Raw genomic sequence first — 23,022 nt, forward strand, 5'->3', positions numbered from 1 at the left:
CAATGTCGTCACTGTGCAATTTCTAACAATTACTGTTGATATATCCGAGTTTTGTTCGCAGGTGCAACAATCATATTGGGACCGGAACAAGATTTCCCTGATCCAAAGGACCTGAACAATGCCCAATACCATCCTTCATATCGATTCATCCGCCCGCCGCGTAGACTCGACCACCCGCGATCTGTCCGACCGCGTGGTCAAGCAACTGGGCGCAGACCGCATCATTCGCCGCGATCTGGCCACCCCGCTGCCCCTGCTGACCGAAGACTGGGTTGCCGCCAACTTCACTCCTGCCGATCAGCGTGACGATGTACAGCGCGATCGGCTGGCCCTGTCCGACGAGTTGGTGGGCGAACTGCAAGACGCCGACACCATCGTCATCGGCCTGCCGATCTACAACTTCTCGGTGCCTGCCGCCTTCAAAGCCTGGATCGACCTGGTCGCACGCGCAGGGCTGACCTTTGCTTACTCTGAAACTGGCCCCAAAGGCTTGCTGGATGGGAAACGCGCCATTCTGGCCGTCGCCTCGGGCGGTGTCCAAGTCGGCTCTGATGCAGATTTCGCCACCAACTACGCGCGCTATGTTCTAGGCTTTATCGGCATTCACGACGTGGAGATCATCGCCGCGGATCAGATGGCAGTGAACCCCGACGCGGCGCTGGAAAGTGCCCATAAGGCTGTTGAGGAGCTTGCTGCCTGATCGCCTCTGGTCAATGAACCCGGAAACGTCCAGTCTGCCGCTCAGATGTAGCTGGCAGACTGGACGGGCAAATGAAGAAAATCGGCATTCTGGGCGGTGTAGGTTGGGCCTCGACCGTTGATTATTACCGGGCGATTGCCGAAGGGGCGGGGCGTTATCACGCGGAACGCGGCTATGGCTCTCCCTTGCCAATCCCTCCGATGACGATCGAATCCGTCACGCAGTCCAAAACACGCGCCTTGCGCGGCGTCGCCGGGGATGAGGCCAGCTGGGCGAGGTTTGACGCGGTGTTCCGAGATGCATTGCTGACACTGGAACGTGCGGGCTGCGATTTCGGCATCATCGCCTCCAACACGCCTCACGCGCGCCTTCATGCGATCCGAGAAGGTATTTCCATGCCCATCCTCAGCATCTTTGACGCAACCGCCGACGCCACGGCAGGCACCGGCGCGTCCAAAGCTCTGGTTCTGGGAACAACCGTGACAATGCAGGCCACCAATTATGCGGATCGTCTGGCCGCCGAGGGCATCACGGCGAATGAGCGACTGCCCGAACCCGAGATTTCCGAAATGCAGGCCATGATCGACAGTGATTTCTACGGTGGTGTGTCCGACACGGCTCGCGCGCGGCTGCTGGCCTTTTGCAGCAAACACGCAACCCCCGGAACCGCGATCCTGCTGGCCTGTACCGAGCTGCCCTTGGCCTTTCCCGACCATCTGGACGATCCGGTATTCGAGGCCGCCGGGCACCTGTTCGTCAACCCGTCAGCTGCGCATGTCGCCGCAGCCCTGAACGAAGCCCTGAGCGAGCCGCAATAACCGCCCGCCCCTTCTTCTGTTCAAAAATACCTCCGTCGGAGACACGCGCCGCAAGGCGCGTTCCTTACGGCAGCCAGGTCACCTCGCACCCAATCCGACCGAAGAACGCCATCAGATCATCGCGCGACATCGCAACGGTACGATCATTGACCAACGGATGCATGTAGATGACATCCGCCTGTTGGGCGGCGGCGTCCATGAAGAACCGCACGTCATTCTGAACCCCGTTGATCATCGCCAGCGGACTGACCGCGCCGGGACGGATGCCCAGGTTCTGCAACAGACGGTCTGCCGAGCCGAAGGACAGGTTGCCAATGCCAAGCTCGGCCCCCAGCGCCTTGAGGTCAATCTCGCGGCTCTGTTCCAGCGTCACCAGATAGTTGCGCTTTTTCTTGTCGCGCAGATACAGGTTCTTGACCCGCAGGGCGTTTTCACCCGGCACCATGAACTGATCCTCGACGGACTTGGCATCCTCGACAGTGCGCAGCGGAACATGTGTATGCAACCGATAGGTCAGGCCCCACGCATCCAATTGCGCCAACAGCGCGTCGGAACTGAGCGGCAAAGTATCCTGAAAAGCAGATGACGCGTCCATGGGAACCTCCTGTTTGGCGCGCTCATCGCGCAACACGTCGACGAATTCAAGTCACGACAGTGCCAGAATTCAGTGGTAGCGTGCCGCCATGAAAGTGACGCGCAACACCCCAGATCAATTGATCCTGTCCAACACACCTTGGCTGATCGGCATCATGCTGGTCGTCTTTATCCTTTGCTTTGTCGGCGCAGGCCTCTTCATGGCGACCGAAGGCGGCGAGGGCATCTGGTTCGGCTCTATCTTTGCGCTGTTCGGTGGCGGGTTAGGCTTTGGCGCGTTCTGCGTCTTTGTGCGCCGCGTTCAGGTCATATTGGATCGCAACAGCAATAGCATTTTGATCCGTCGCCAATCGCTCTTTGGATATGACACTGTAGAACATGAGCTGTCGAACCTGTCCCATGCCGAGGTGGAAACCACCACCTCTTCCCGCGACGGGACCACGTCCAAGATGCATCGTCCGGTTCTGATCCTGGGAAAGGGCATGAGCGCCGGACGACATCCGATTGTCGAAGCCTATGTCAGCGGACGCGGCGCGCAGCGGATGGTCGACGCGGTCAATGACTGGCTGCCCGCGCGCAAGGTTGACTCTGCCAGCCAATCGGCCTAAATCGCCGCAAACATCCGGAAGAGACGACCCTTCCGGTCCCTTGAGTCGTTCAGGGATCGCCCCCCACCAGCGAGTTTCGCCCGTGGGGGCGTTTGTGCATTTAACCGGCGCATCCTATCTAGGAGGCGCCACCAGATAACCGGCATAGGAGGCCGAAGGCATGTTTGAAAATCTATCCGAACGCCTCTCTGGCGTCTTTGATCGGCTGACGAAACAAGGCGCGCTGTCCGAAGAGGACGTCAAGACCGCCCTGCGCGAGGTTCGCGTTGCCCTGCTTGAGGCTGACGTCTCGCTGCCGGTGGCGCGCGCCTTCGTCAAGAAAGTACAGGAACAGGCGACCGGTCAGGCCGTCACCAAGTCGATCACCCCCGGTCAGCAGGTCGTCAAGATCGTGCATGACGAGCTGGTCGACACCCTGCGCGGCGAGGAAGACCCCGGCAAGCTGAAGATCGACAACCCGCCTGCCCCGATCCTGATGGTTGGTCTGCAGGGCTCGGGGAAGACGACCACCACCGGTAAGCTCGCCAAGCGCCTGAAAGAGAAAGAAGGCAAGAAGGTCCTGATGGCCTCGCTCGATGTCTATCGCCCGGCGGCGATGGATCAGCTGGCGGTTCTTGGTACACAGGTCGGTGTGGATACGCTTCCGATTGTTCCGGGCCAAAAGCCGGTCGACATCGCCAAGCGCGCCAAACAGCAGGCAACGCTGGGCGGCTATGACGTCTACATGCTCGACACCGCGGGCCGTCTGCACATCGACGAAGTGCTGATGGACGAGGTCGAGCAGGTCCGCAACGTGGTTGACCCGCGTGAAACCCTGCTGGTCGTCGACGGCCTGACAGGCCAGGTCGCCGTCGAGGTGGCCGAGGAGTTCGACGCCAAGGTCGGCATCTCGGGCGTGGTCCTGACCCGTATGGACGGTGACGGGCGCGGCGGTGCGGCGCTGTCGATGCGCGCAGTCACTGGCAAGCCGATCCGCTTCGTCGGTCTGGGCGAGAAGATGGACGCCCTGGAAACCTTCGAGCCGGACCGGATCGCCGGTCGTATTCTGGGCATGGGCGACATCGTTGCTCTGGTCGAAAAGGCCCAGGAAACGATGGAGATCGAACAGACCGAGCGCATGATGAAGCGCATGGTCAAAGGTCAGTTCAATATGAACGACCTGAAGATGCAGCTGGAACAGATGATCCAGATGGGCGGCATGCAGGGCATGATGGGCATGATGCCGGGCATGGGCAAAATGGCCAAGCAGATGGATCAGGCGGGGCTCGACGACAAAATCCTGCGCCAGCAGATCGCCATGATCCAGTCGATGACCAAACGCGAACGTGCCAACCCGCAATTGCTGCAGGCCAGCCGCAAGAAGCGCATCGCCGCCGGTTCGGGCATGGAGGTCAGCGACCTCAACAAGCTGCTGAAAATGCACCGGCAGATGTCGGACATGATGAAGAAGATGGGCAAAATGGGCAAAGGCAAGATGCTGAAACAGGCCATGAAGGGCATGTTCGGCAAAGGCGGCCCGTCGCCCGAGGAAATGGCCGCAGGCATGGATCCCAAGGCGCTGGAACAGGCGGCCAAGGCGATGGGCGGCAAGATGCCCGGCGGCCTGCCCGGTCTGGGCGGCGGCATGGGTCTGCCTCCGGGCCTCAGCGGCTTCGGGAAGAAGAAGTAAGTGATCGCCCAATCGGCATATCCCTGGGAGGCTCCGGCCACCGGCCCTGCAGCCGCCCTGTCTGGGCGGCTGGGCGCAGCTTTGCCGCGGCTTGAAACCGCGCGGCTGGTTCTGCGTGCGCCGGTGATTGGCGATTTCGATAAGTATGCTGACATTTTGATGTCTGACCGCGCACGGTACATGGACGGGCCATTTGATCGTGAGGGTGCATGGCTGGATTTCATGCAGTACGTCGCTGGCTGGCTGCTGCGGGGTGCCGGGCTCTGGACCATCGTTGACCGGGACGATGACAGGGTACTGGGGTTTGTTTCTACCGGGATGGAGTTCGGTGATCACGAGCACGAGCTTGGCTATCTGCTGACAACCGAGGCCGAAGGCCAGGGCATCGCCGCAGAAGCTGTTACCGCCGCACGGGATTTTGCCTTGGGCCCGCATGCCCTGCCTTCGCTGGTCAGCTACGTGGACCCTGCGAACACGCGCTCAGCGAAGCTCGCCGAACGCGTCGGCGCGACACGCGACCAGCGGGCCGAGGCCGCTTTCGACGCGCCAGTTTGTGTTTTCCGCCACAAACCCGGTGGGATGGAGGCTAGCACATGACGCTGCTCAACATCCCCACACTTGAGACCGAGCGCCTGATCATGCGCGCACCGTCCGAGGCCGATGTCGACGCGGATACCGCGTTCTTCGCCAGTGATGCCGCAAAGTTCGTCGGCGGCCCGCTGCGCCGGGATGAGGTTTGGCGGGTCGTCGCCTCGCTGCTGGGGCATTGGGCGATGCGCGGTTACGGGTACTGGAGTGTCGAGGAAAAAGACACCGGAACCTATGTCGGGCGGGTCGGTCTGTGGTGCCCCGACGGCTGGCCGGAACCCGAGGTTGGCTGGACATTGTTGAACCATGCCACTGGTAAGGGCTATGCGACCGAGGCCGGGTTGGCCGCGCGCGCCTATGCCTATGACGTTCTGGGTTGGGAGACAGCAATCTCGCTGATCGATCTGGACAACCACGCCAGCAAGGCGGTGGCCAAGCGGCTGGGTGCTGAGTTCGAGTATCATTACGATCACCCCAAGTTCGGCAAATCCGAGATCTGGCGGCACCCTGCCCCGGCCGATCTGGTGAACGGCGGGATGGAGGCTTACGCATGATCGACCTCCAAATTCCGACACTGAAAACAGAGCGTTTGATCCTGCGTGGCCCCGAAGCCCGCGATTTCGATGACGTCGCAAAGTTCTTTGCCGACAAGGACCGCAGTTGGGGCTTTGGCGGTCCTTTGAGCCGAAATGAAGCCTGGCGCTGGTTTGCCAGCATGATCGGCCACTGGGTGCTGCACGGCTATGGCTTTTGGATGGTAGAAACGCGCGCCGCAGAGCCTGTCGGTTTCGTTGGCCTCTGGTATCCCGAAGGCTGGCCCGAACCCGAACTGGGTTGGGTCATGTTCGAAGGCAGCGAAGGCAAGGGTTATGCCCGCGAAGCAGCGGAAGAGATCCGTCGCTATGGCTATGAAGTGCTGGGTTTTGAAACCCTGAGCTCGAACATCATGCCCGGCAATGATCGTTCTGTCGCGTTGGCCGAGCGGATGGGTGCGCATTACGAACGCAGCTATGAAAACGTCACCCACGCCACCGAAATGGTCTATCGCCATCCCGGCCCCGACCAATTGTCGGAGATGCGCCCATGACGACCTTCACGATCCCTGAAATCGAGACCGAGCGTCTGATCCTGCGTGCGCCGCATCTGAACGATCTGCCCGCGATGACCGCATTTTTTGCGACCGAGCGCAGCCATATGGTTGGCGGGCCGAAGGACTCGCTTGGCAGCTGGGACGCACTGGTTAAACGTTTGGGTCATTGGTCTCTGAATGGTTTTGGCCTGTGGCACCTGACCGAAAAGTCGAGTGGTGATTTCGTAGGCTGGGCAGGCATGATTGATGCTCCGGGTTGGAAGGAACCCGAGCTGGGCTGGACACTGATGGAACAAGCCGAGGGCAAGGGGCTGGCTTTTGAAGCCGCGAAAGCCGCGCGAGAGTATGCCGCCCGTCATCAGGGGCTGAATGGCGTCATCAGCTATATCGCGCATGCCAACGACCGTTCGCGCGCTTTGGCTGGGCGTCTTGGCGCGTCGCTGGAAGATCAGGACGCCGAGCTGTTGGGCAAACGTGCCCAGATCTGGCGGCACCCGCAAATCGATTTGTCTGAACCCGCCTTGACCGCCGAAAGGACTGGCCAATGAACAACCCCGTGACACGCGCCGCGGCGCTGCTGAAAGAGCATCGCGAGAGCATCGACCGGCTGGATGCCATCCTTGTCTATACGCTGGGCGAGCGGTTCAAGCACACCCAGGCCGTTGGCAAGCTCAAGGGCGAACACGACCTTCCCCCGTCCGATCCGTCGCGCGAAGCCGCGCAGATCGCACGGTTAGAAGACCTGGCGAAAGAGGCCGATCTGGACCCCGATTTCGCCAAGGCTTTCCTGAATTTCATCATTCAGGAAGTCATCCGACACCATAAGAAACACCAGAACTAACCGGCACCCACGCCGGCTCAAACAAAGACACGCCTCTGGCGTGATGCCATTCAAAGGAGATACCACCATGGCAATGAAAATTCGTCTCGCCCGCGGCGGCTCGAAAAAACGTCCCTTCTATCGCATCGTTGCGGCTGACAGCCGTATGCCCCGCGACGGCCGTTTCATCGAGAAACTGGGCACCTACAACCCGCTGCTGCCGAAAGACAGCGAAGAGCGCGTAAAAATGAACATGGAGCGCGTTCAGTACTGGCTGGATCAGGGCGCTCAGCCCACCGACCGTATCGCGCGTATGCTGGAAGCCGCCGGAACACGCGACAAGGCCGAGCGCAACAACCCCAACAAGGGTACACCGGGCAAGAAAGCTCAGGAACGCGCGGAAGAGAAAGCGGCAAAGGCTGCTGAAGCTGCCGAAGCGGCTGCTGCGCCTGCTGAAGAAGCAGCGGCAGAAGAATAAGCAGGCGGGCGCGTGCGGGATCAGACTTTCACCGACGATTTTCGCACGCAGTTCGAACTGTTGTTGCGGCTCCGGCGCGATGTGCGCCGGTTTCGCACCGATCCTGTGGACGAGGCAGTGCTGGCGCGCTGCCTCGACGCATTTCGACTGGCGCCTTCGGTGGGGCTCAGCGAACCCTGGCGCGTGATCCGCGTCGAAAGCAAAGCGGCAAGAGCTGCGGCGCTGAAGAATTTTCAAACCGCCAATGACGACGCTCTGGCGGGGTATTCCGGCGAAAAGGCGCAGCTTTACAGCCGCCTGAAACTGTCCGGAATGCAAGAAGCCCCGGTGCAACTGGCCGTCTTCTGCGACGACAGCACTGACAAGGGGATGGGTCTTGGAGCAGGTACGATGCCCGAGATGCGGCGTTATTCCGTCGTCTCCGCCATCACCCTGTTCTGGCTTGCCCTGCGGGCCGAAGGATTGGGGCTGGGCTGGGTTTCAATCCTGAACCCCGAGCAGATGATGCGCGATCTGGACATCCCGAATGACTGGCGTCTGATCGGATACTTCTGTGTCGGATGGCCGGAAAACGTATCGGATACGCCTGAACTGGAGCAGGTCGGCTGGGAAAACCGGGCCGAAGACCTGAAGATCGAGATACGGTAAGGCCTTATGTTCGGATTGATACGACTTCCCATTCTGTTGCTGATCGCTTTTATTGTCGGCGTGTTCTTTGAACGCAACAATCAGCGCGAAGCCTGTGAAGGGCTTGGCGAATGGAGAAACGGGATCTGTTTGACAGCGGGGGCAGCCCATGAGTGATCTGATCTGCGTCGGCAGCATTGCAGGGTCTTATGGCGTACGCGGCGAAGTGCGCCTGAAAAGCTTTTGCGCGATTCCCGAGGATATCGAGGCCTATTCGCCACTGACCGATGAAGCGGGCAAGGAACGCTATCCGGTGGTTCTGACACGCGCGATCAAGAACGGCTTTGCGGCGCGTCTTGGCGGGGTTGAAACCAAGGAACAGGCGGATGCCCTGAATGGTCTAAGGCTGTTTGCGCGGCGCGATCAGTTGCCCTCGCTTCCCGATGATGAATTCTACCACACCGACCTGATCGGGCTTGAGGTTTATGACACCGGCGGCACTCTGCTGGGCAAAATCAAATCCGTACAGAACCACGGTGCCGCTGATCTGCTGGAACTGCATGGGCCGGGCCTGAAAGCCACCGTTTTGCTGCCCTTCACGCTGCAGGTGGTGCCCACAGTGGACCTTGAGAAAGGCCGTATCGTGGCCGACCCGCCCGAAGGCCTGATCTGATGCGTCGGGTCCTGCTGCATCTGGGCCTGCACAAGACAGGCATGACTGCAGCACAGTCCTTTCTGTATCAAAACCGGGAATTGATCTGGCCGCGCTATTCGCTGGTTCTTCCGTATAAAACGCGCAAGCTGGGGCTGAGCGAGGCAGCCACACGCCATTCGATCTATCGTCTGGATGCGACTCTGGCAGGGTTCGGTGGCCAGATGCGCGAATTCCTCGACGGTCTGAATTTCGGGACACGGCGCGGGCTGATCCTGAGCGAAGAGAACTTTCTGGGCCTGCGCCCCAGCAGAAACAAAAGCGAAGGCTATGGCGCTGCGCCGGAACTGGCGAATACTCTGGTCAGCGTGGTGCGCCGCCGTTTCGTGGGGCAGGAAATGGAGATTACTGTCTACCTGTCCTTGCGCCAGCGCGACCAATGGTTGCGCAGCCTCTGGGCGCATGATTTGCAGCATTCCCGCCTGGTTCAGGATCTGGACGACTATTGCGACGACCTTGGCCATTTGCCGCCCTTGCAGGACACGGTGGACAGGATTCAGGAGCGGCTGCCATCGGTAACTGTGCGGACCGGATGGATGGAAGAGGTTCAGAGCCACAGACTTGGCTCAGGTGCCCCTTTGGCGGAATTCCTGAACCTGCCACGTGAAAAATCCACGCAGCTTGTCGGCCCAACGCGGACAAGCCCCGGATTTTCCACCGATGTGCTGCAAGAATTGCTGGCCCTGAACCGTTCATCGCTGGACGAAGCCGCCATGATCACCCAGAAGAAGGCTGTGATTCAATCCGCGCAGAACGAACTGGCCCGCCAGACATGACAGACAAACCCAGCAGATCCCATGGCCGCAAGGCGATCCGTCCGACCCTGAAGCCACGTGAGCTGATGACCCCAACCCCGGACCTCCATGGGGTGTGGAAAGCCAAGATCATCACGCTGTTCCCGTCAGCCTTCCCCGGTGTTCTGGGTGAAAGCTTGACCGGCAAGGCCCTGCAGGAGGGGCTGTGGCAACTGGAGACCGTGGATCTGCGGCAATTCGGTGTCGGCAAGCATCGCAACGTGGATGACACCCCTGCCGGGGGTGGTGCAGGAATGGTGTTGCGAGCAGACGTGCTGGGCAATGCGATCGAACACAGCATGGCTGGCATTCAGGGGAATTGGCCGCTGATCTACCTCAGCCCGCGTGGGCGTCGCATGGACCAGCGGATGATGCAGAACCTCGCCCGCTGTGACGGGATGACCTTATTATGTGGCCGCTTCGAAGGTGTGGACGAACGTGTATTGGAGCATTACGGCGTGCAAGAGGTGTCGCTGGGCGATTTCGTCATGACCGGCGGGGAAATCGCTGCACAGGCCCTGATCGATGCAACCGTGCGCCTGATCCCCGGCGTACTGGGCAATCAGGCGTCGACCGAAGAGGAAAGCTTTTCCTCGGGCCTGCTGGAGCACCCGCAATACACACGCCCGGCGGAGTGGGAAGGCCGTGCGATCCCTGAGGTTCTGATGTCCGGCCATCACGGCCGCATCGCCGAGTGGCGTCATAACATAGCCGAGGATCTGACCCGCGAACGGCGTCCCGATATCTGGGCTGAATACGTGAAAAACAGCGACGAGGCACCGGATTAAGGACACGGAATGTGGCGGACATGCCGCAGGTCCAATGTATGTCAGAATGCCATTTGAAGTTGAGCGCGCCTCAATTTAATCACTTTTGAATTCCATACGATTTTGGAAAACGTTTTAGTGAGACTGACGACATAATGAAAAAGCTATTGCTTGGCGCGTTGCTGGTTGCTTCCGCCTGTACCACCAAACCTCTTGGTATGTCCGTTCCGACACAAGCCGGTTACAATTTGCACGCGGCACGGGTTGCGGTTGACTCCTGCTCTCAGGAAGCTGACGAGGGCGGCAACAGCGCGGTCATCGGGGGTTATGCCACCAACATTCTTCTCTGGGGCATCATTATCGGGCCTGCGGTCACAGCTCCGTTTCAGGACGAGCTGCGTGCGCAGGGTGAAATCGATCAGGTGGATCGCTGCCTGCGCGAGCGCGGGTTCGAGCGTCGCGAACTCAGCGCAGGCGAATCATTCTGGGTGCGCAATGCCTTTGGGGAAGAGCGTGAGCGTCGGCTAGATCATCTGGTCAGCGGCGGCACCATCGAAACCTACGGAACACCGAACAGCTAACGCCCGGCTTTCCAGCTGGCCCAGGTCTCTGGCGTACCGTTGAAGGTGTTGATGTCCACCTTGCCCTGAACTCCCGGCACCAGCCCGGTGCCGGTGTATTGCCAGAACCGCCATACCGTTCGGGGATAGACCTGGCGCGGGTGGCCAGCGACGGATCTCAGCCAGAATTCGGTCTTGGGCAGGCGACCGATATCGGTGTCTGAAAAGAAATCCACGGTGGTATAGACAATCGGGCGGCGACCATAATGCCGTTCAAGAATGTCCAGAAAACGCTGCGCCTCGGCCCGGACGGTTCTGCCATCGGGCCGCAATGTGCAGGTTCTGGAATGCGGCGTCCATTCCATGTCCAGCACATGCGGCAGGTCTGCCCCTTTGGGGACGTTTTGGATGAACCAGCGCGCCTGTTCCCGGGCCGATCGGCAGAAGTAGTAATAGTGGTAGGCCCCCCAAGGCACGCCCGCCGCCTGCGCCCCGCGCCGGTGCTCGTCGAACAGCGGGTCGGCCACATCGCCACCCTCGGTCGCTTTCATAAAAGCAAAGCTTACCCCTGAGGCTTTGGCCCTGCGCCAGTCAATCGGCCCCTGCCAGCGTGAGACATCCAAGCCGTGGATCGGGTAGTGCCCGGGATGGCGGCCCTCCCAGTCATGCGGGTCGGCATCGCCGAAATCGGGGTAGATCACGGACGGTGCTGTCCTGTCCACGCCCGGACTTGGTTCCACGATCTGGGGTTTCGGGCCGCCGCGTCCACACGACATAAGCAAAGCAGCCGTAACCGCCAGCGCAAATGCAATTCGCATCATTGGTTCCTGTCTGAAATTTCTGCTCTTTCAATTTCCTTCAGAATGCCTGATCTGGCCGCTATGGCAACGGTACAGTTTCGCAAAGGCGGATTCCCACCGCCGGGACGCGCAATTTGTTCTTGATCCCTGCCCGCAATACCCTTAAACGACCGCAATCCGGTGCCGCTTCCTGCGACTCCGGTGTTTTGGTTTGCATCACGGCATGGCGTCCCGCTTTCTTCTGCATGGACGTGTCGGATCGAACCGGACCAAAGGAACATTCGATCTGACCTCTGGCGGGCTGTACGCAGGACCCGGTGAAGACCAAGAGCTCTCAGGCCGTGCCCAAACTTCGTGGACCAACCACGAGCAGATAGGAGTGAATGCGATGGACCTGATCGCACAGCTTGAGGCGGAACAGATTGCCGCCCTGGGGAAAGACATCCCCGATTTCAAAGCCGGTGACACCATCCGTGTCGGCTTTAAAGTGACCGAAGGGTCGCGTACCCGTGTGCAGAACTACGAAGGCGTCTGCATCGCGCGCAAAGGTGGCAACGGCATCGCCGGTTCGTTCACCGTCCGCAAAATCTCGTTTGGCGAAGGTGTGGAGCGCGTGTTCCCGCTGCATTCGACCAACATCGACAGCATCACCGTTGTCCGCCGTGGCCGCGTCCGTCGCGCCAAACTGTACTATCTGCGCTCGCGTCGTGGTAAATCCGCGCGTATCGCAGAGGTCACCAACTACAAGCCCAAGGCTGGCGCCGAGGCGTAAGGAGCGGAAAGATGAAAAAAGACATCCATCCCGACTACCACATCATCGACGTCAAAATGACCGATGGCACCGTGGTTCAGATGAAATCCACCTGGGGCAGCGAAGGCGACCAGCTGGCACTGGAAATCGACCCCTCCGTGCACCCGGCATGGACCGGTGGTTCGTCCCGCCTGTTGGACGCTGGTGGCCGTGTTTCGAAATTCAAGAAGAAATACGAAGGTCTGGGCTTCTAAGCCTGTCCCGATTCAAATGCGAAAGGCCGTCCCTTTGGGCGGCCTTTTTCTTTTTTCGGCCTTCATTGGCCTGATGAGGTCACTCCGGAAATCGCGTTTTCGGTTAAGGCCCGGAGGTGATACACTGTATGGTGACCCAGGTTCAGCTGCCACGGAGATTAACGACATGCCCCAATACAATGACATGATCGAGCTTTCGATCGAGGATATGGACCTGATCGAAACGGCGTTGCGCAGCTCGGTCGCGTCCTTGTCGCAAGCCGCGCTGGATGAGGTCGAGGACGGCAAGGTCGATCGCGAAGACACTCTGCGGCGCATTCACGATCTTCTGGGCAAGCTGCACGACCAAAAGGTGTTTTACCGCCCGAAAAACGGGGTGTACCTGGGCGGTTAGTTCGGATCGCGGGTCAGGTCCGCCGCGCTATGCACAGGCGGCACCGGTCCGCGCAGCAGTAGTAACGCAAGGATCATTCCGGTCAGCGCCGCAATTGCTGCCACCAGCATGGCGCTGTCGAACGCGTTATCCTGCAAATCTCGCAGGGCCTTGGCCAATGCAGCCCCGCTTGTAGGGTCCATCCCGGCGATCAGTTGTTGAATCTGGCCCGGCGTTCCGTGTGTCAAAGCATGGGCCAGATCCTGACGCTGGGTGGAACCAGCGGGCAGCGCATCGATCACTTCGGACAGGCCCCGACGTCTGGTGATGGCTTCGGCCAGCCCTCCGACCACGGCGCCCAGGGTCGCCCCGAAATAGAGGCAGGCGTTGATGACACCGGACCCCTGCCCCACATGTTCTTCGGGCAACAGGCGCAGGCCAAGACGCGGCAGCAGGGAAAAACAGATGCCCAGCCCAACCCCGACAATCAGCAGCTTCCACCAGATTTCCGAGTATTGCGTGGTGTTCTCGGTCGCCATCAGCAGCAGGAACCCAATCCCCATCGCCCCAAGGCCAAACGCAACCGGCCACTGAAAGCTGTAGGGGGCAAGAAAGCGGGGCGCGACGACCGAGATCACGAACATGCTGAGGCTGAGCGGCATGATCGCCAACCCCGCGCCGATGGACGAGTACCCGAAGGCATCCGGTGATTGGACGAAAACGTTGAAATAGACAAAGAAGCAGAACAGTGTGAAGCCGGTAAAGAACATGCCCGCTGCGGCCATGAAGTAACGCGGATGACGAAAATACCGCAGCTCGATCAGCGGGTCGTCGCTGCGTCGGGACACGATCACAAGGGCCACTGTCGACACCGCTGCCACGGCCAGTGGCACAAGTGTCAGCGGTGAGGTCCACCCGCCGCTTTCCCCATTGCTAAGCGCAAAGGACAAGGGCCCCAGGAAAAACAGGATGGCCACAGCCCCCGCATAATCGAATTGTGCCCCGGCAAGGCGCGTGTCGGGAACATACTTCCGTTTGCTGACATGCAGACCGATGGCGAACGCCATCGCCAGCAAAAGCAGGTCAACTGCAAAGACCGCGCGCCAGCTGACATAATGCCCGAACGCGCCGCCGACGATTGGGCCGACACCGATCGCAAGGCCGACAATCGCGCCCCAAAAGCCTGTGACGCTGGCGCGCTGCTCCTCGGGTGTGGCCGCCGTCAACAGGGACAATGAGGTGCCGAACAGCGCCGCCGCGCCTGCCCCTTGCGCACCGCGCCCGAACAGCAGCATCGCCCCATCCTGCGCAAACAGGGCCGAGGCCGACCCGATGGCAAAGACAATCATGCCGAAGAAGAACACCCCCATCTTGCCAGTGATGTCCCCCAGGCGGCTGACGATGCAAACAAGCGTGGCACTGGCCACGGAATAGGTGGCCATCACCCATTGCAGCCCCGAGGGCGTCAGATCGAACTCGGCCTTGAGGTTGGGCAGGATGGTGGTCACAGCGGTGGTGTTAAACCCCACGACCATCATGCAGATCGCCGTCATCGCCAGCACCACACGGGCGCGGGACTGCGGTGATACATCTGTCGAGGTCTTGTTGCGCATGAAATTGCCCTCGGACTAGGATTGTTTAATACAATTATTCAGCAGTTTAGCGATTTTTGCCCCTGCGCATAGGGTGGCGTCAGATCCAGTAGGACAGCGCAATCGGCAGAACCAGGATTGTGCTGAGCGTTGACACGAGAATAAACCCGGCCACGTCAGGTCCGTATTCAGGCACATGCTGGTCAATGAACAGATAGGTCGCCACGGATGACGGCATAAGGCAGCACAGGATCAGCGCACCGCGTTCAGCGCCCGTAAACCCGAACAACCAGATCAGGGCAGCGGCAATCAGAACCGCCATTGCCAGATGCAGAACCGTCAGCAAAACGGCCCTGCCCAGACTTTTTGCCCGCAATGTCGCAAGGGTATGGCCCAGCGTCAGCAGCATCAGCGGAATCGACAACCCGCCCAGTATGTCAAAGGATTTGGCAATCGGTTGCGGCAGGCTGGTTCCCGTCGTCATCAGGATCAGCGAAAACGCAACCGCGTAGATTATCGGCGAAGTCGCCAGTTTCTTTGGCGAGAACTCTCCGGCCGGAATCCACATGCCCACGGTGAAGATGCTGATCAGCACGACCACGACAAAAGCCATCGTATAAGCCATGCCCGCATCGCCCAGCGCAAGCAGTGTGATCGGCAGCCCGATATTGCCGACATTCCCGTGCATCAGCGGCGTCAGAAACGCCCGCACCGGAAGGCGCAGTGCCTTGAGCACCACGAACCCCAACACTCCGAACCCTGTCACCGCTAGAGCGGCCGCCGCCATCATGTCGAGAAAGGTGCCTACCGCCAGTGTGGTGGTCGATAAATGCGAGATGATCAGTGTCGGATAACCGACTTTTGAGACGATCCCGCCGATCACCTTGTTGTCGAATGGCGCCTGAATCACAGCAAGGCCATAGCCCACCCCGGCGCAGATCAGAACCGGCAGAACCACGTTCAAAACGTTCAGGAACAGGTGTTCCAAGCCGTATTCTCCCTGCCGAAACCGTGTTCAGACTGTGAATCAGGGACAATGTTTTGGCAAGCGCCCCTGTCTAACCCGCGCGTTGCGCAGGGTTTTCCAAATTAGAGTCTGATATTGCCCGAAAGCGCCGCTTGAGGTTCTTTTCATCGAAGGCGACACAACATATAGTGGCTGCCAACAACGTGTAGTGAAACACGGCAAGACTTGGGAATACAAGCATGGCACATATCATTGTGGTCGGGAACGAAAAGGGTGGCGCAGGCAAATCGACCGTGTCGATGCATGTGGCAACCGCGCTGGCCCGATTGGGACACAAGGTCAGCACGCTGGATCTGGACCTGCGGCAACGCAGTCTGGGACGCTATTTCGAGAACCGGAACAACTTTCTCAAAAGCTCGGACCTGACGCTGCCCAGCCCACGCCATCACGATCTGCCCGAGATCGATGCCGCCACGTTGCAACCGGGTGAAAACATCTATGACCATCGCCTGTCCGCTGCTGTTTCCCAATTGGAAAGCGACAGCGACTTCATCCTGATCGACTGCCCGGGCTCTCATACCCGTCTCAGCCAGGTGGCGCATTCGCTGGCCGATACGCTGATCACGCCGCTGAATGACAGTTTCATCGACTTTGACTTGCTGGCGCGGATCGACTCGAAGGGCGAAAAAATCCTTGGCCCCTCGGTCTATTCCGAGATGGTCTGGAACGCGCGGCAATTGCGGGCACAGGCCGGGCTGAAGCCCATCGACTGGGTCGTGGTTCGCAACCGGGTCGGTACGCAGCGCATGGTCAACAAGGAAAAGATGCAACGCGCAATCGAGATGCTTTCACAGCGCATCGGCTTCCGCGTCGCCTCGGGCTTTTCCGAACGGGTTATCTTCCGCGAGTTGTTCCCTCGCGGCCTGACCCTGCTGGACCTCAAGGATATCGGCGTCAAGCAACTGAACATCTCGAACATCGCGGCCCGGCAAGAGCTGCGCGACATGATGAAAGAGCTGAACCTGCCGGGTGTTGAGATCGATTTCTGATCAACTACCGTGCTGATCGGTTTTAGGACATAGCCAACGTTGACTTGCTAAGGCAAACTTGCGACCGCGCCGACAAATTCGCTCCACCGTTCGCGGTCAACAAACCCATAATGTCCTGCGTCCACCCACTCGTGCGCTGTGCAGTTGGGAAGCTCGGAGCAGAGGTGTCGAGGCATCTCCGGTGAGATAATGTCGTCCGCAGTCCCATAAAACATCTCTACTGGTTGCTGGACCTCCTTTGGCGAAAACCCCCAGTCCCAAAGAGCCATCGTCATTTCGAAAACGCCTTCCTCGGTTTGTTGATAACCGAGACGAAAGTTCTCTTCGAACAAGGCTTGCTGCTCTGGATTGCGGAGCATTGTCTTGGCTTCGTTGGGCATTTGGTCAACGACAGATTCCACATATGAAGGGATGTCCTTCAAAGCACTTTTCGCGCCCATACGCTCTGCCCAGCGGATCAATACAGTCAGATGGCGCAGTTTCGCGATGGTCTTCAGATCCTTGAGTACCAGCATTTTGGTAACGCCGGGTTCATCGAATGGCGCCACCGGAGACGCGAGCGCAACCTTGCGCACACGTTCGGGCATGTGAAATGCCACCGCCAAAGCGTGGGGGCCGCCTCCGGAATGACCCGCGACGTTGAATGTATCGAGGCCAAGATGGTCCGCCAGGTCCTCCATATCAGCGCCCCAATCGATCATTTTCCGATCCTTCTTCGGGCTCGACCCGCCGACACCGGGCTGGTCTGCTGCAATCCAACGCACACCAAGCGAAGCGGTTAGGCTGTCGTCGGGCTGACGAATGACGTGAGAGTCTGAAAACCCATGGCTAAAAATCACCGGTGTTCCATCTGGGTCGCCGTAAGTGCTGAAAGCGAGCGTTCTACCATCTCTGAGGGTTATGTGTTCGGTCAATTTGTTCTCCTAATACGAAATAGCATTGAGTTGTGAGGTCATTAGGTTGTTGGCATAGACTTGATGCGAGGATACGAGCCGTTCTCACTGTTAAGTACCATAACCATTTGTCCGCACAGTGAAACGTAGATGTCAATTTGAGATCAATCCGGCCATAGGACGCTATCTGCACCAAGGTCGACCATCCGGACAAATCTGCCGGTCACTGCCATCGGAAACACCACGTTCCGTTCGGTTTTCAACATCGGAACGTCCGGACGGCAACACGAAGGGTGCCAAGAAATGGCAGCAACCATTTCATAGGTGTTCTTAGGTTACTTTGCAGCGTCAGAGGGTTCTCAGGCTGGAGGATCAATTGGTCGTTGATACCCCATCCGGAGAATACACCGCAAACAGCTCTTTCGGTTCGTGCACACCGCGCAGCATGTAGCGGCCGACCGACACAAGCTCCTGCGCGCAGGGTTGTGCAGCACGGGCGACGTCGTCCGAGATCAGTATCCTTTGGCCCAATGATCGGTGCATCCCTGCAATACGCGCGGCCTGGTTGACGGCGGGGCCGATGACCGTGAAATCCAACCGGGTCTCGGACCCGATATTGCCATAGAGGATCTCACCCGCGTGCAGGGCCAGAGTGAAGTTAGCAACTGGCAGGCGCTGATCCAAACGTCTGGCGTTCAGTTCATCCATACGGGCTTGCAACAGAGGCACGGCGCTGAGCGCGGCGCGGGCGTCTTCGTCGATCTCGCCAACGTCGAACATGGCCATCAAGCCGTCGCCCATGAATTTCAGAATGTTCCCGCCCCTGTCATGCACCACGCCGACAGCCACAGCCAGATAATCGTTCAGCATGTCGATGATCTCATGGCCCGGCAGGTCTTCGGCGAGGTTGGTGAAGCCTTCGAGGTCGAAGTTCCAGATCACCGCATCGATCTGTTGCAGCGAACCGCGCCGGATTTCACCCGACAGGACACGGCGACCGGCGTCACGGCCCAGATAGACCCGCATCAGATCCTTGGTCAGGGTCTGGTTCTTGGCGGATTTGAGCGCCAGCCCCAGATGCGGCAATACGCTGTTGATCCGGCTCAGGTCCTTATCTTCGAACCCGGTGGGGGCGTCGCTGGTCCAGGACATCAGGACGCCATCGCTGACCTTTTTCTCGCCCTCAAGGCGCACTTTCTGAGACCCCTCATAGGAAAGCCCGGTCGCGTAATAGTCGGTCGCCCCGATTTCGCGCAGATCATTCAGCAGAGGAAAGCGGCTGGGCTCATTCTGATCAACCAGTTTGACCCGGATTTCATCGAGATCCTCGTGCAGCAGGGCATATAACGGGCTTTGCTGCCAGACTTCGCTGGGCGCGTCCGTGTTTTCGAATTTCTCGGATTCTCCGCCAGCACCATTATACCAGCTATAGCCGGTTCCACCGTAGACCGGGTGCAGGGTCGATTGCGCCGCGTGAAACCTCATCAACGGGATACCCATATCCACGAGGCTGTTACAAAACCCTTCTAGCAGTTCTTCCTGTCCAGCACCCTCAAGCCCCTTGTTGACCAGCCAGTTGATCAGGTCATTGGTCGAGGATGAAGCAGGTTCAAATGACGTCATTCCAAAATCCGTATCAAGCATGGGATACAACTGGGGGCGGCATGGCCCGATTACCAGTGGTCAATCCAGTCCGGCCAACTGCCGCAGCATGTGTCGCAGCAGCGCAGCCTCTTCGTCATTGAGCACCCCTGATAGTTTGGCGTCGTAGTTTGCCGCGACAGTCCGCAAGTCACGATATACCGTTTGCCCCGCTGGTGTTAGTGTCAACCATTCCGCCCGCCGATCAGCCTCATCCCGGGTACGTTTCAGATACCGGCGTTGTTCCAGCTTGGCGACCGCGCGGCTGATTTTGGTCTTGTGCATTCTGGCACGCTCGCAAATCTCTTTCGCTGTCATCTCGCCAAACAGCCCCAGATGAAACAGCACCCGCCATTCGGTTCGAAGCATCCCGTAACGGCCCTTATAGACCGCCTGAAACTCTAGCGACGCCTGTTCTGCGGCCTGATTCAGAAGGAAAGGCAGAAAATTCTGCAGATCAAAGTCATCATTTTTTTGGGATTCATCGTGTGTCATGCTTGTTAGTTACAAAATCAACTATTAACCGACAAGCAGCAAACGGAGGAAAACACCATGAATCGTCCGACTGACCCACACACGCTGACACAAGCTGCAACGCCCGTCGGCACACATGCCGGTTATATGCCCGGCTTTGGAAACGACTTTGAAACCGAGGCCCTGCCCGACGCTCTGCCGCAGGGTATGAACAGCCCGCAACGGTGCAACTACGGCCTGTATGGCGAGCAACTGAGTGGCACGGCCTTTACCGCCAACCCGCCCGAGCGCACCTGGTGCTATCGCATTCGCCCGTCCGTAAAGCACTCGCATCGTTATGAAAAAATCGATCTTCCTTATTGGAAATCGGCCCCCTGCATCGACCCGGATGTGATTAGCCTGGGCCAGTATCGCTGGGATCCCGTCCCGCATTCCGATGAAGGTCTGAACTGGATGACCGGGATGCGGACCATGACGACCGCGGGGGATGTAAACACGCAGGTGGGCATGGCCAGCCATATCTATCTGGTCACGGAATCCATGGTCGATGACTATTTCTTCTCGGCCGATTCCGAGCTGCTGGTTGTACCGCAGGAAGGTCGGCTGCGCTTTGCGACGGAACTGGGAATCATCGATTTGGAGCCCAAGGAAATCGCAATCATTCCGCGCGGCTTGCTGTACCGCGTCGAGGTTCTGGAAGGCCCCGCGCGTGGCTTTGTGTGCGAGAATTACGGCCAGAAGTTCGAACTGCCGGGTCGCGGCCCGATCGGGGCCAATTGCATGGCCAACCCGCGCGACTTCAAGGCGCCGGTGGCGGCTTACGAGGACCGAGAAACCCCGTCGACCGTGACCATCAAGTGGTGCGGGCAATTCCACACCACCAAAATCGGGCACAGCCCGCTGGACGTGGTCGCATGGCATGGCAACTATGCGCCCTACAAATACGACTTGCGCACTTACTGCCCCGTTGGTGCAATCCTGTTTGACCATCCTGACCCGTCGATCTTCACCGTTCTGACGGCTCCGTCGGGTCAACCGGGTACGGCCAATATCGACTTTGTTCTGTTCCGCGAACGCTGGATGGTGATGGAAGACACGTTCCGCCCGCCGTGGTATCACAAGAACATCATGTCGGAACTGATGGGCAATATCTATGGCCAGTACGACGCGAAACCGCAGGGCTTTGTCCCCGGCGGCACAAGCCTGCACAACATGATGATCCCACACGGCCCAGACAAGGAAGCCTTTGAAAAGGCATCCAACGCAAATCTGGGGCCGGACAAGCTGGATCAAACGATGTCGTTCATGTTTGAAACCCGCTTCCCGCAGCACCTGACACCCTTTGCGGCCAATGAAGCGCCGTTGCAGGATGATTATATCGACTGCTGGACATCGCTGGAGAAGAAGTTCGACGGGAGCCCCGGGAAAAAATGAGCTTGGACATCTGGTTCACCTATGTCGCAACTGTCCTGCTGTTGATGAGCACGCCGGGGCCCAGCCAGTTGCTGATGTTATCAAACTCGGCAACTAACGGGCTGCGGCGCGGGATGTTCACCGCTGTCGGGGATCTGACGGCGAACTTCCTGCAGATGCTGGCGGCTGGGCTTGGCCTGGCCGCCCTGATCGCCACATCCGCCACCGCGTTGACCGTCATCAAATGGCTTGGTGTCGCCTATCTGGTTTACCTCGGCGTTAAACAGATCCTTAAGGCGCGCGTGTCTGCCTCGCAAACCGCGCCCAAGGCCAGCCGCAAGGCGCTTTGGATGCAGGGTTTTGTTACCTCTGCCGCCAACCCCAAGGCCGTGGTCTTTTTTGCCGCGCTGTTTCCACTGTTCATCGATGGCACGCTGCCCTTCTGGCCGCAATTCGCCATTCTGTCGGCGACCTATCTGGTCATCGACGGAATGTTCCTGACCGCATATGGCAGCAGCGCAAGTTGGCTGGCCCGTCGATTGCAAGGCCCGGCTAATCTTTGGCTTGATCGAATTGGCGGCAGCTTCATGATCCTGGCTGCCATCTTGTTGGGGCTGAAATCCCTCCGAACCCCTTCTTAACCTTCAAAAACAGGGACATCGTATGCCTTTAGTGACATCCTGGGTGACGTCGGCCAATGACGCGACGCATCCGTTCCCACTGAACAACCTGCCTTACGGCGTATTCTCGACCGAGGGCGGCGAGCCCCGCTGCGGTGTGGCCATCGGTGACATGATCCTCGACGTCACTGCCGCCGAAGCTGAAGGTCTGATTGACCTGAGCGATGAGCCACTGTTCGACATGCCATTCTGGAACCCGTTGATGGAGGAAGGCCCGGCTGTCTGGGCTGCCCTGCGTGAACGGTTGATCAGTCTGCTGACCGAAGGCTCGGACGAACGGAGCAAGGTTGAACCGCTGCTAGTCAGGCAAGACGACGCCGAGATGCACTTGCCCTTCGCGGTCAGTGAATACACCGACTTCTATGCCGGGCGGAATCATGCCTTCAACGTTGGCACCATGTTCCGCGGTCCGGAAAACGCATTGCCGCCGAACTGGCTGCATATTCCCATTGGCTATAACGGCCGCGCGTCTTCGGTCGTGGTTTCGGGCACCGATATTCGCCGCCCCTGGGGTCAGCTGAAAGCCCCCGATCAGGACCTGCCCGCCTTTCTGCCCAGCCGCCGGTTTGACATCGAACTTGAGATGGGCGCGATTGTCGGCACCCCTTCGGATGGTCCGATCACTGTGCAGGAAGCGGATGACAACATTTTTGGCTATGTCCTGCTGAACGACTGGTCAGCGCGGGACATCCAGGCCTGGGAATACCAGCCGCTGGGCCCGTTTCAGGCCAAGGCAACGGCGACCTCGATCAGCCCTTGGATCGTGACCAAGGCAGCGCTTGAGCCGTTCCGCTGTGGCACGCCAGCCCGTGAGTTCGAGCTGCTGGATCACCTCAAGGATTGCGGCCCGATGCTCTACGACATTGACCTGTCGGTCACCATGGCGCCCGCCGGGCAACCTGCCACGACAATTGCGCAAACCAACTACAATCAGATGTACTATTCCGCCGCGCAACAACTGGCCCATCACACCACATCCGGATGTCCGATGAATGCCGGCGACCTGCTGGGATCGGGCACGATTTCCGGGCCGACAAAACCGGAACGCGGCTCCCTTCTCGAACTCAGCTGGGGTGGCAAGGAGCCGCTGACGCTGGACACCGGCGAAACCCGCAGCTTCATCGAAGATGGCGACACCCTGACCCTGACCGGCGCGGCCAATGGCGACGGCTACACAATCGGGTTCGGTGAATGCATTGGCACCGTTTTACCCGCCTTCACTTCCCCTTTCGAACGATGACGCACTGAATTTCATCTTTTTCCAAATACTCCCGCCGGAGGCATCCAACCTCTGCTTTCCGTGCAACCGC

Annotated in this window: 29 protein-coding genes; 22 read left to right on the plus strand and 7 right to left on the minus strand. The window is 59.1% G+C overall.

Translation table 11 applies throughout. The features are described 5' to 3' along the window. Window positions 1–118 precede the first annotated feature (118 nt). Both ACR0LF_RS16270 and ACR0LF_RS16275 read left to right on the plus strand, forming a co-directional pair. Window positions 119–700: an FMN-dependent NADH-azoreductase gene (locus tag ACR0LF_RS16270; protein ID WP_480581555.1), complete on the plus strand. Its 582-nt coding sequence runs from the start codon at window positions 119–121 to the stop codon at window positions 698–700. Window positions 701–771: 71 nt separating this feature from the next. Further along, entirely contained in the window at window positions 772–1,518 is a 747-nt protein-coding gene (locus ACR0LF_RS16275; protein WP_480581557.1) for an aspartate/glutamate racemase family protein, read from the plus strand. A 64-nt stretch (window positions 1,519–1,582) separates the two neighbouring features. Here the strand turns inward: ACR0LF_RS16275 and ACR0LF_RS16280 are convergent, their stop codons facing one another. After that, window positions 1,583–2,113: a prolyl-tRNA synthetase associated domain-containing protein gene (locus tag ACR0LF_RS16280; protein WP_480581558.1), complete on the minus strand. Its 531-nt coding sequence runs from the start codon at window positions 2,111–2,113 to the stop codon at window positions 1,583–1,585. A gap of 88 nt (window positions 2,114–2,201) precedes the next feature. On the opposite strand from ACR0LF_RS16280, the gene ACR0LF_RS16285 reads away from it, so the two are divergent. The 13 genes from ACR0LF_RS16285 (at window position 2,202) to ACR0LF_RS16345 (ending at window position 10,846) form a co-directional block, all read left to right on the plus strand. Further along, window positions 2,202–2,720, plus strand: coding sequence for a hypothetical protein (locus ACR0LF_RS16285; RefSeq protein ID WP_480581560.1), 519 nt, complete (start codon window positions 2,202–2,204; stop codon window positions 2,718–2,720). Between the two features lie 160 nt (window positions 2,721–2,880). Then, complete coding sequence (gene ffh, locus ACR0LF_RS16290; RefSeq protein ID WP_480581562.1) at window positions 2,881–4,389, plus strand: signal recognition particle protein; 1,509 nt, start codon at window positions 2,881–2,883, stop codon at window positions 4,387–4,389. Further along, window positions 4,390–4,986: a GNAT family N-acetyltransferase gene (locus tag ACR0LF_RS16295; RefSeq protein WP_480581563.1), complete on the plus strand. Its 597-nt coding sequence runs from the start codon at window positions 4,390–4,392 to the stop codon at window positions 4,984–4,986. Then, window positions 4,983–5,531, plus strand: coding sequence for a GNAT family N-acetyltransferase (locus ACR0LF_RS16300; protein ID WP_480581565.1), 549 nt, complete (start codon window positions 4,983–4,985; stop codon window positions 5,529–5,531). Before ACR0LF_RS16295 ends, ACR0LF_RS16300 begins: the two co-directional genes overlap by 4 nt. Further along, window positions 5,528–6,064 carry a GNAT family N-acetyltransferase gene (locus ACR0LF_RS16305; RefSeq protein ID WP_480581567.1) on the plus strand — a complete coding sequence of 179 codons (537 nt, stop codon included), beginning with the start codon at window positions 5,528–5,530 and terminating at the stop codon, window positions 6,062–6,064. Before ACR0LF_RS16300 ends, ACR0LF_RS16305 begins: the two co-directional genes overlap by 4 nt. Continuing rightward, entirely contained in the window at window positions 6,061–6,615 is a 555-nt protein-coding gene (locus ACR0LF_RS16310; protein WP_480581569.1) for a GNAT family N-acetyltransferase, read from the plus strand. The genes ACR0LF_RS16305 and ACR0LF_RS16310 overlap by 4 nt, the downstream gene beginning before the upstream one ends. Next, entirely contained in the window at window positions 6,612–6,908 is a 297-nt protein-coding gene (locus ACR0LF_RS16315) for a chorismate mutase (RefSeq protein ID WP_480581570.1), read from the plus strand. Before ACR0LF_RS16310 ends, ACR0LF_RS16315 begins: the two co-directional genes overlap by 4 nt. Before the next feature lie 67 nt (window positions 6,909–6,975). Then, the gene (gene rpsP / locus ACR0LF_RS16320; protein WP_170561254.1) at window positions 6,976–7,365 is read left to right on the plus strand and encodes a 30S ribosomal protein S16; all 390 of its coding nucleotides are present in this window, start codon (window positions 6,976–6,978) and stop codon (window positions 7,363–7,365) included. Between the two features lie 12 nt (window positions 7,366–7,377). Continuing rightward, window positions 7,378–8,013, plus strand: coding sequence for a 5,6-dimethylbenzimidazole synthase (bluB, locus tag ACR0LF_RS16325; protein ID WP_480581573.1), 636 nt, complete (start codon window positions 7,378–7,380; stop codon window positions 8,011–8,013). 148 nt (window positions 8,014–8,161) lie between these two features. Next, complete coding sequence (rimM, locus tag ACR0LF_RS16330) at window positions 8,162–8,665, plus strand: ribosome maturation factor RimM (protein WP_480581575.1); 504 nt, start codon at window positions 8,162–8,164, stop codon at window positions 8,663–8,665. Then, entirely contained in the window at window positions 8,665–9,480 is an 816-nt protein-coding gene (locus ACR0LF_RS16335; RefSeq protein WP_480581577.1) for a hypothetical protein, read from the plus strand. Before rimM ends, ACR0LF_RS16335 begins: the two co-directional genes overlap by 1 nt. After that, complete coding sequence (gene trmD, locus ACR0LF_RS16340; protein WP_480581578.1) at window positions 9,477–10,286, plus strand: tRNA (guanosine(37)-N1)-methyltransferase TrmD; 810 nt, start codon at window positions 9,477–9,479, stop codon at window positions 10,284–10,286. The genes ACR0LF_RS16335 and trmD overlap by 4 nt, the downstream gene beginning before the upstream one ends. A 134-nt stretch (window positions 10,287–10,420) precedes the next feature. Further along, on the plus strand, window positions 10,421–10,846 hold the full coding sequence (locus tag ACR0LF_RS16345) for a hypothetical protein (RefSeq protein ID WP_480581580.1): 426 nt from the start codon (window positions 10,421–10,423) through the stop codon (window positions 10,844–10,846). Here ACR0LF_RS16345 and ACR0LF_RS16350 read toward each other — a convergent pair. Next, on the minus strand, window positions 10,843–11,643 hold the full coding sequence (locus ACR0LF_RS16350) for a glycoside hydrolase family 25 protein (protein ID WP_480581582.1): 801 nt from the start codon (window positions 11,641–11,643) through the stop codon (window positions 10,843–10,845). The two genes, ACR0LF_RS16345 and ACR0LF_RS16350, sit on opposite strands and share 4 nt — an antisense overlap. A gap of 370 nt (window positions 11,644–12,013) precedes the next feature. Here ACR0LF_RS16350 and rplS point away from each other — a divergent pair, with 370 nt between their 5' ends. The 3 genes from rplS (at window position 12,014) to ACR0LF_RS16365 (ending at window position 13,024) form a co-directional block, all read left to right on the plus strand. After that, window positions 12,014–12,397, plus strand: a complete 384-nt coding sequence (gene rplS, locus ACR0LF_RS16355) for a 50S ribosomal protein L19 (protein ID WP_010437578.1) — start codon at window positions 12,014–12,016, stop codon at window positions 12,395–12,397. A gap of 11 nt (window positions 12,398–12,408) precedes the next feature. Next, on the plus strand, window positions 12,409–12,630 hold the full coding sequence (gene rpmE, locus ACR0LF_RS16360) for a 50S ribosomal protein L31 (RefSeq protein WP_480581583.1): 222 nt from the start codon (window positions 12,409–12,411) through the stop codon (window positions 12,628–12,630). A 166-nt stretch (window positions 12,631–12,796) separates the two neighbouring features. After that, window positions 12,797–13,024, plus strand: a complete 228-nt coding sequence (locus ACR0LF_RS16365) for a hypothetical protein (RefSeq protein WP_480581585.1) — start codon at window positions 12,797–12,799, stop codon at window positions 13,022–13,024. On the opposite strand, the gene ACR0LF_RS16370 is transcribed toward ACR0LF_RS16365, so the two are convergent. After that, on the minus strand, window positions 13,021–14,616 hold the full coding sequence (locus tag ACR0LF_RS16370) for an MFS transporter (RefSeq protein ID WP_480581587.1): 1,596 nt from the start codon (window positions 14,614–14,616) through the stop codon (window positions 13,021–13,023). The two genes, ACR0LF_RS16365 and ACR0LF_RS16370, sit on opposite strands and share 4 nt — an antisense overlap. A gap of 79 nt (window positions 14,617–14,695) precedes the next feature. Beyond that, a complete protein-coding gene (locus ACR0LF_RS16375; protein ID WP_480581589.1) occupies window positions 14,696–15,583 on the minus strand; it encodes an AEC family transporter in 888 nt (295 codons plus the stop codon). A gap of 218 nt (window positions 15,584–15,801) precedes the next feature. Between ACR0LF_RS16375 and ACR0LF_RS16380 the strand changes: the two genes are divergently transcribed. Continuing rightward, a complete protein-coding gene (locus ACR0LF_RS16380) occupies window positions 15,802–16,611 on the plus strand; it encodes a division plane positioning ATPase MipZ (protein WP_480581591.1) in 810 nt (269 codons plus the stop codon). 47 nt (window positions 16,612–16,658) lie between these two features. On the opposite strand, the gene ACR0LF_RS16385 is transcribed toward ACR0LF_RS16380, so the two are convergent. The 3 genes from ACR0LF_RS16385 to ACR0LF_RS16395 form a co-directional block, all read right to left on the minus strand. Continuing rightward, window positions 16,659–17,525: an alpha/beta fold hydrolase gene (locus ACR0LF_RS16385; RefSeq protein WP_480581593.1), complete on the minus strand. Its 867-nt coding sequence runs from the start codon at window positions 17,523–17,525 to the stop codon at window positions 16,659–16,661. A 351-nt stretch (window positions 17,526–17,876) separates the two neighbouring features. After that, the gene (locus ACR0LF_RS16390) at window positions 17,877–19,127 is read right to left on the minus strand and encodes an adenylate/guanylate cyclase domain-containing protein (protein WP_480581595.1); all 1,251 of its coding nucleotides are present in this window, start codon (window positions 19,125–19,127) and stop codon (window positions 17,877–17,879) included. Between the two features lie 60 nt (window positions 19,128–19,187). After that, the gene (locus tag ACR0LF_RS16395; protein WP_480581596.1) at window positions 19,188–19,640 is read right to left on the minus strand and encodes a MarR family winged helix-turn-helix transcriptional regulator; all 453 of its coding nucleotides are present in this window, start codon (window positions 19,638–19,640) and stop codon (window positions 19,188–19,190) included. A 57-nt stretch (window positions 19,641–19,697) separates the two neighbouring features. On the opposite strand from ACR0LF_RS16395, the gene hmgA reads away from it, so the two are divergent. From hmgA to fahA, 3 genes are read left to right on the plus strand one after another with little or no spacing between them, the layout of a single operon-like run. Continuing rightward, a complete protein-coding gene (hmgA, locus tag ACR0LF_RS16400) occupies window positions 19,698–21,053 on the plus strand; it encodes a homogentisate 1,2-dioxygenase (protein ID WP_480581598.1) in 1,356 nt (451 codons plus the stop codon). Next, window positions 21,050–21,673, plus strand: a complete 624-nt coding sequence (locus tag ACR0LF_RS16405; protein WP_480581600.1) for a LysE family translocator — start codon at window positions 21,050–21,052, stop codon at window positions 21,671–21,673. The genes hmgA and ACR0LF_RS16405 overlap by 4 nt, the downstream gene beginning before the upstream one ends. 22 nt (window positions 21,674–21,695) lie before the next feature. After that, a complete protein-coding gene (gene fahA, locus ACR0LF_RS16410) occupies window positions 21,696–22,952 on the plus strand; it encodes a fumarylacetoacetase (protein WP_480581602.1) in 1,257 nt (418 codons plus the stop codon). Window positions 22,953–23,022: the final 70 nt, after the last annotated feature.

Source organism: Ruegeria sp. E8 (assembly GCF_056533985.1).

Coding starts and splice junctions, on each gene's coding strand:
- ACR0LF_RS16310 (WP_480581569.1), top strand. CDS start 6,061: ATGACGACCTTCACGATCCCTGAAATCGAGACCGAGCGTCTGATCCTG.
- ACR0LF_RS16305 (WP_480581567.1), top strand. CDS start 5,528: ATGATCGACCTCCAAATTCCGACACTGAAAACAGAGCGTTTGATCCTG.
- rpsP (WP_170561254.1), top strand. CDS start 6,976: ATGGCAATGAAAATTCGTCTCGCCCGCGGCGGCTCGAAAAAACGTCCC.
- ACR0LF_RS16345 (WP_480581580.1), top strand. CDS start 10,421: ATGAAAAAGCTATTGCTTGGCGCGTTGCTGGTTGCTTCCGCCTGTACC.
- ACR0LF_RS16335 (WP_480581577.1), top strand. CDS start 8,665: ATGCGTCGGGTCCTGCTGCATCTGGGCCTGCACAAGACAGGCATGACT.
- ACR0LF_RS16315 (WP_480581570.1), top strand. CDS start 6,612: ATGAACAACCCCGTGACACGCGCCGCGGCGCTGCTGAAAGAGCATCGC.
- trmD (WP_480581578.1), top strand. CDS start 9,477: ATGACAGACAAACCCAGCAGATCCCATGGCCGCAAGGCGATCCGTCCG.
- ACR0LF_RS16370 (WP_480581587.1), bottom strand. CDS start 14,616: ATGCGCAACAAGACCTCGACAGATGTATCACCGCAGTCCCGCGCCCGT.
- ACR0LF_RS16405 (WP_480581600.1), top strand. CDS start 21,050: ATGAGCTTGGACATCTGGTTCACCTATGTCGCAACTGTCCTGCTGTTG.
- ACR0LF_RS16365 (WP_480581585.1), top strand. CDS start 12,797: ATGCCCCAATACAATGACATGATCGAGCTTTCGATCGAGGATATGGAC.
- ACR0LF_RS16380 (WP_480581591.1), top strand. CDS start 15,802: ATGGCACATATCATTGTGGTCGGGAACGAAAAGGGTGGCGCAGGCAAA.
- ACR0LF_RS16280 (WP_480581558.1), bottom strand. CDS start 2,113: ATGGACGCGTCATCTGCTTTTCAGGATACTTTGCCGCTCAGTTCCGAC.
- rpmE (WP_480581583.1), top strand. CDS start 12,409: ATGAAAAAAGACATCCATCCCGACTACCACATCATCGACGTCAAAATG.
- ACR0LF_RS16395 (WP_480581596.1), bottom strand. CDS start 19,640: ATGACACACGATGAATCCCAAAAAAATGATGACTTTGATCTGCAGAAT.
- ACR0LF_RS16350 (WP_480581582.1), bottom strand. CDS start 11,643: ATGCGAATTGCATTTGCGCTGGCGGTTACGGCTGCTTTGCTTATGTCG.
- rimM (WP_480581575.1), top strand. CDS start 8,162: ATGAGTGATCTGATCTGCGTCGGCAGCATTGCAGGGTCTTATGGCGTA.
- hmgA (WP_480581598.1), top strand. CDS start 19,698: ATGAATCGTCCGACTGACCCACACACGCTGACACAAGCTGCAACGCCC.
- ACR0LF_RS16275 (WP_480581557.1), top strand. CDS start 772: ATGAAGAAAATCGGCATTCTGGGCGGTGTAGGTTGGGCCTCGACCGTT.
- ACR0LF_RS16285 (WP_480581560.1), top strand. CDS start 2,202: ATGAAAGTGACGCGCAACACCCCAGATCAATTGATCCTGTCCAACACA.
- rplS (WP_010437578.1), top strand. CDS start 12,014: ATGGACCTGATCGCACAGCTTGAGGCGGAACAGATTGCCGCCCTGGGG.
- fahA (WP_480581602.1), top strand. CDS start 21,696: ATGCCTTTAGTGACATCCTGGGTGACGTCGGCCAATGACGCGACGCAT.
- ACR0LF_RS16390 (WP_480581595.1), bottom strand. CDS start 19,127: ATGACGTCATTTGAACCTGCTTCATCCTCGACCAATGACCTGATCAAC.
- ACR0LF_RS16270 (WP_480581555.1), top strand. CDS start 119: ATGCCCAATACCATCCTTCATATCGATTCATCCGCCCGCCGCGTAGAC.
- ACR0LF_RS16300 (WP_480581565.1), top strand. CDS start 4,983: ATGACGCTGCTCAACATCCCCACACTTGAGACCGAGCGCCTGATCATG.
- ffh (WP_480581562.1), top strand. CDS start 2,881: ATGTTTGAAAATCTATCCGAACGCCTCTCTGGCGTCTTTGATCGGCTG.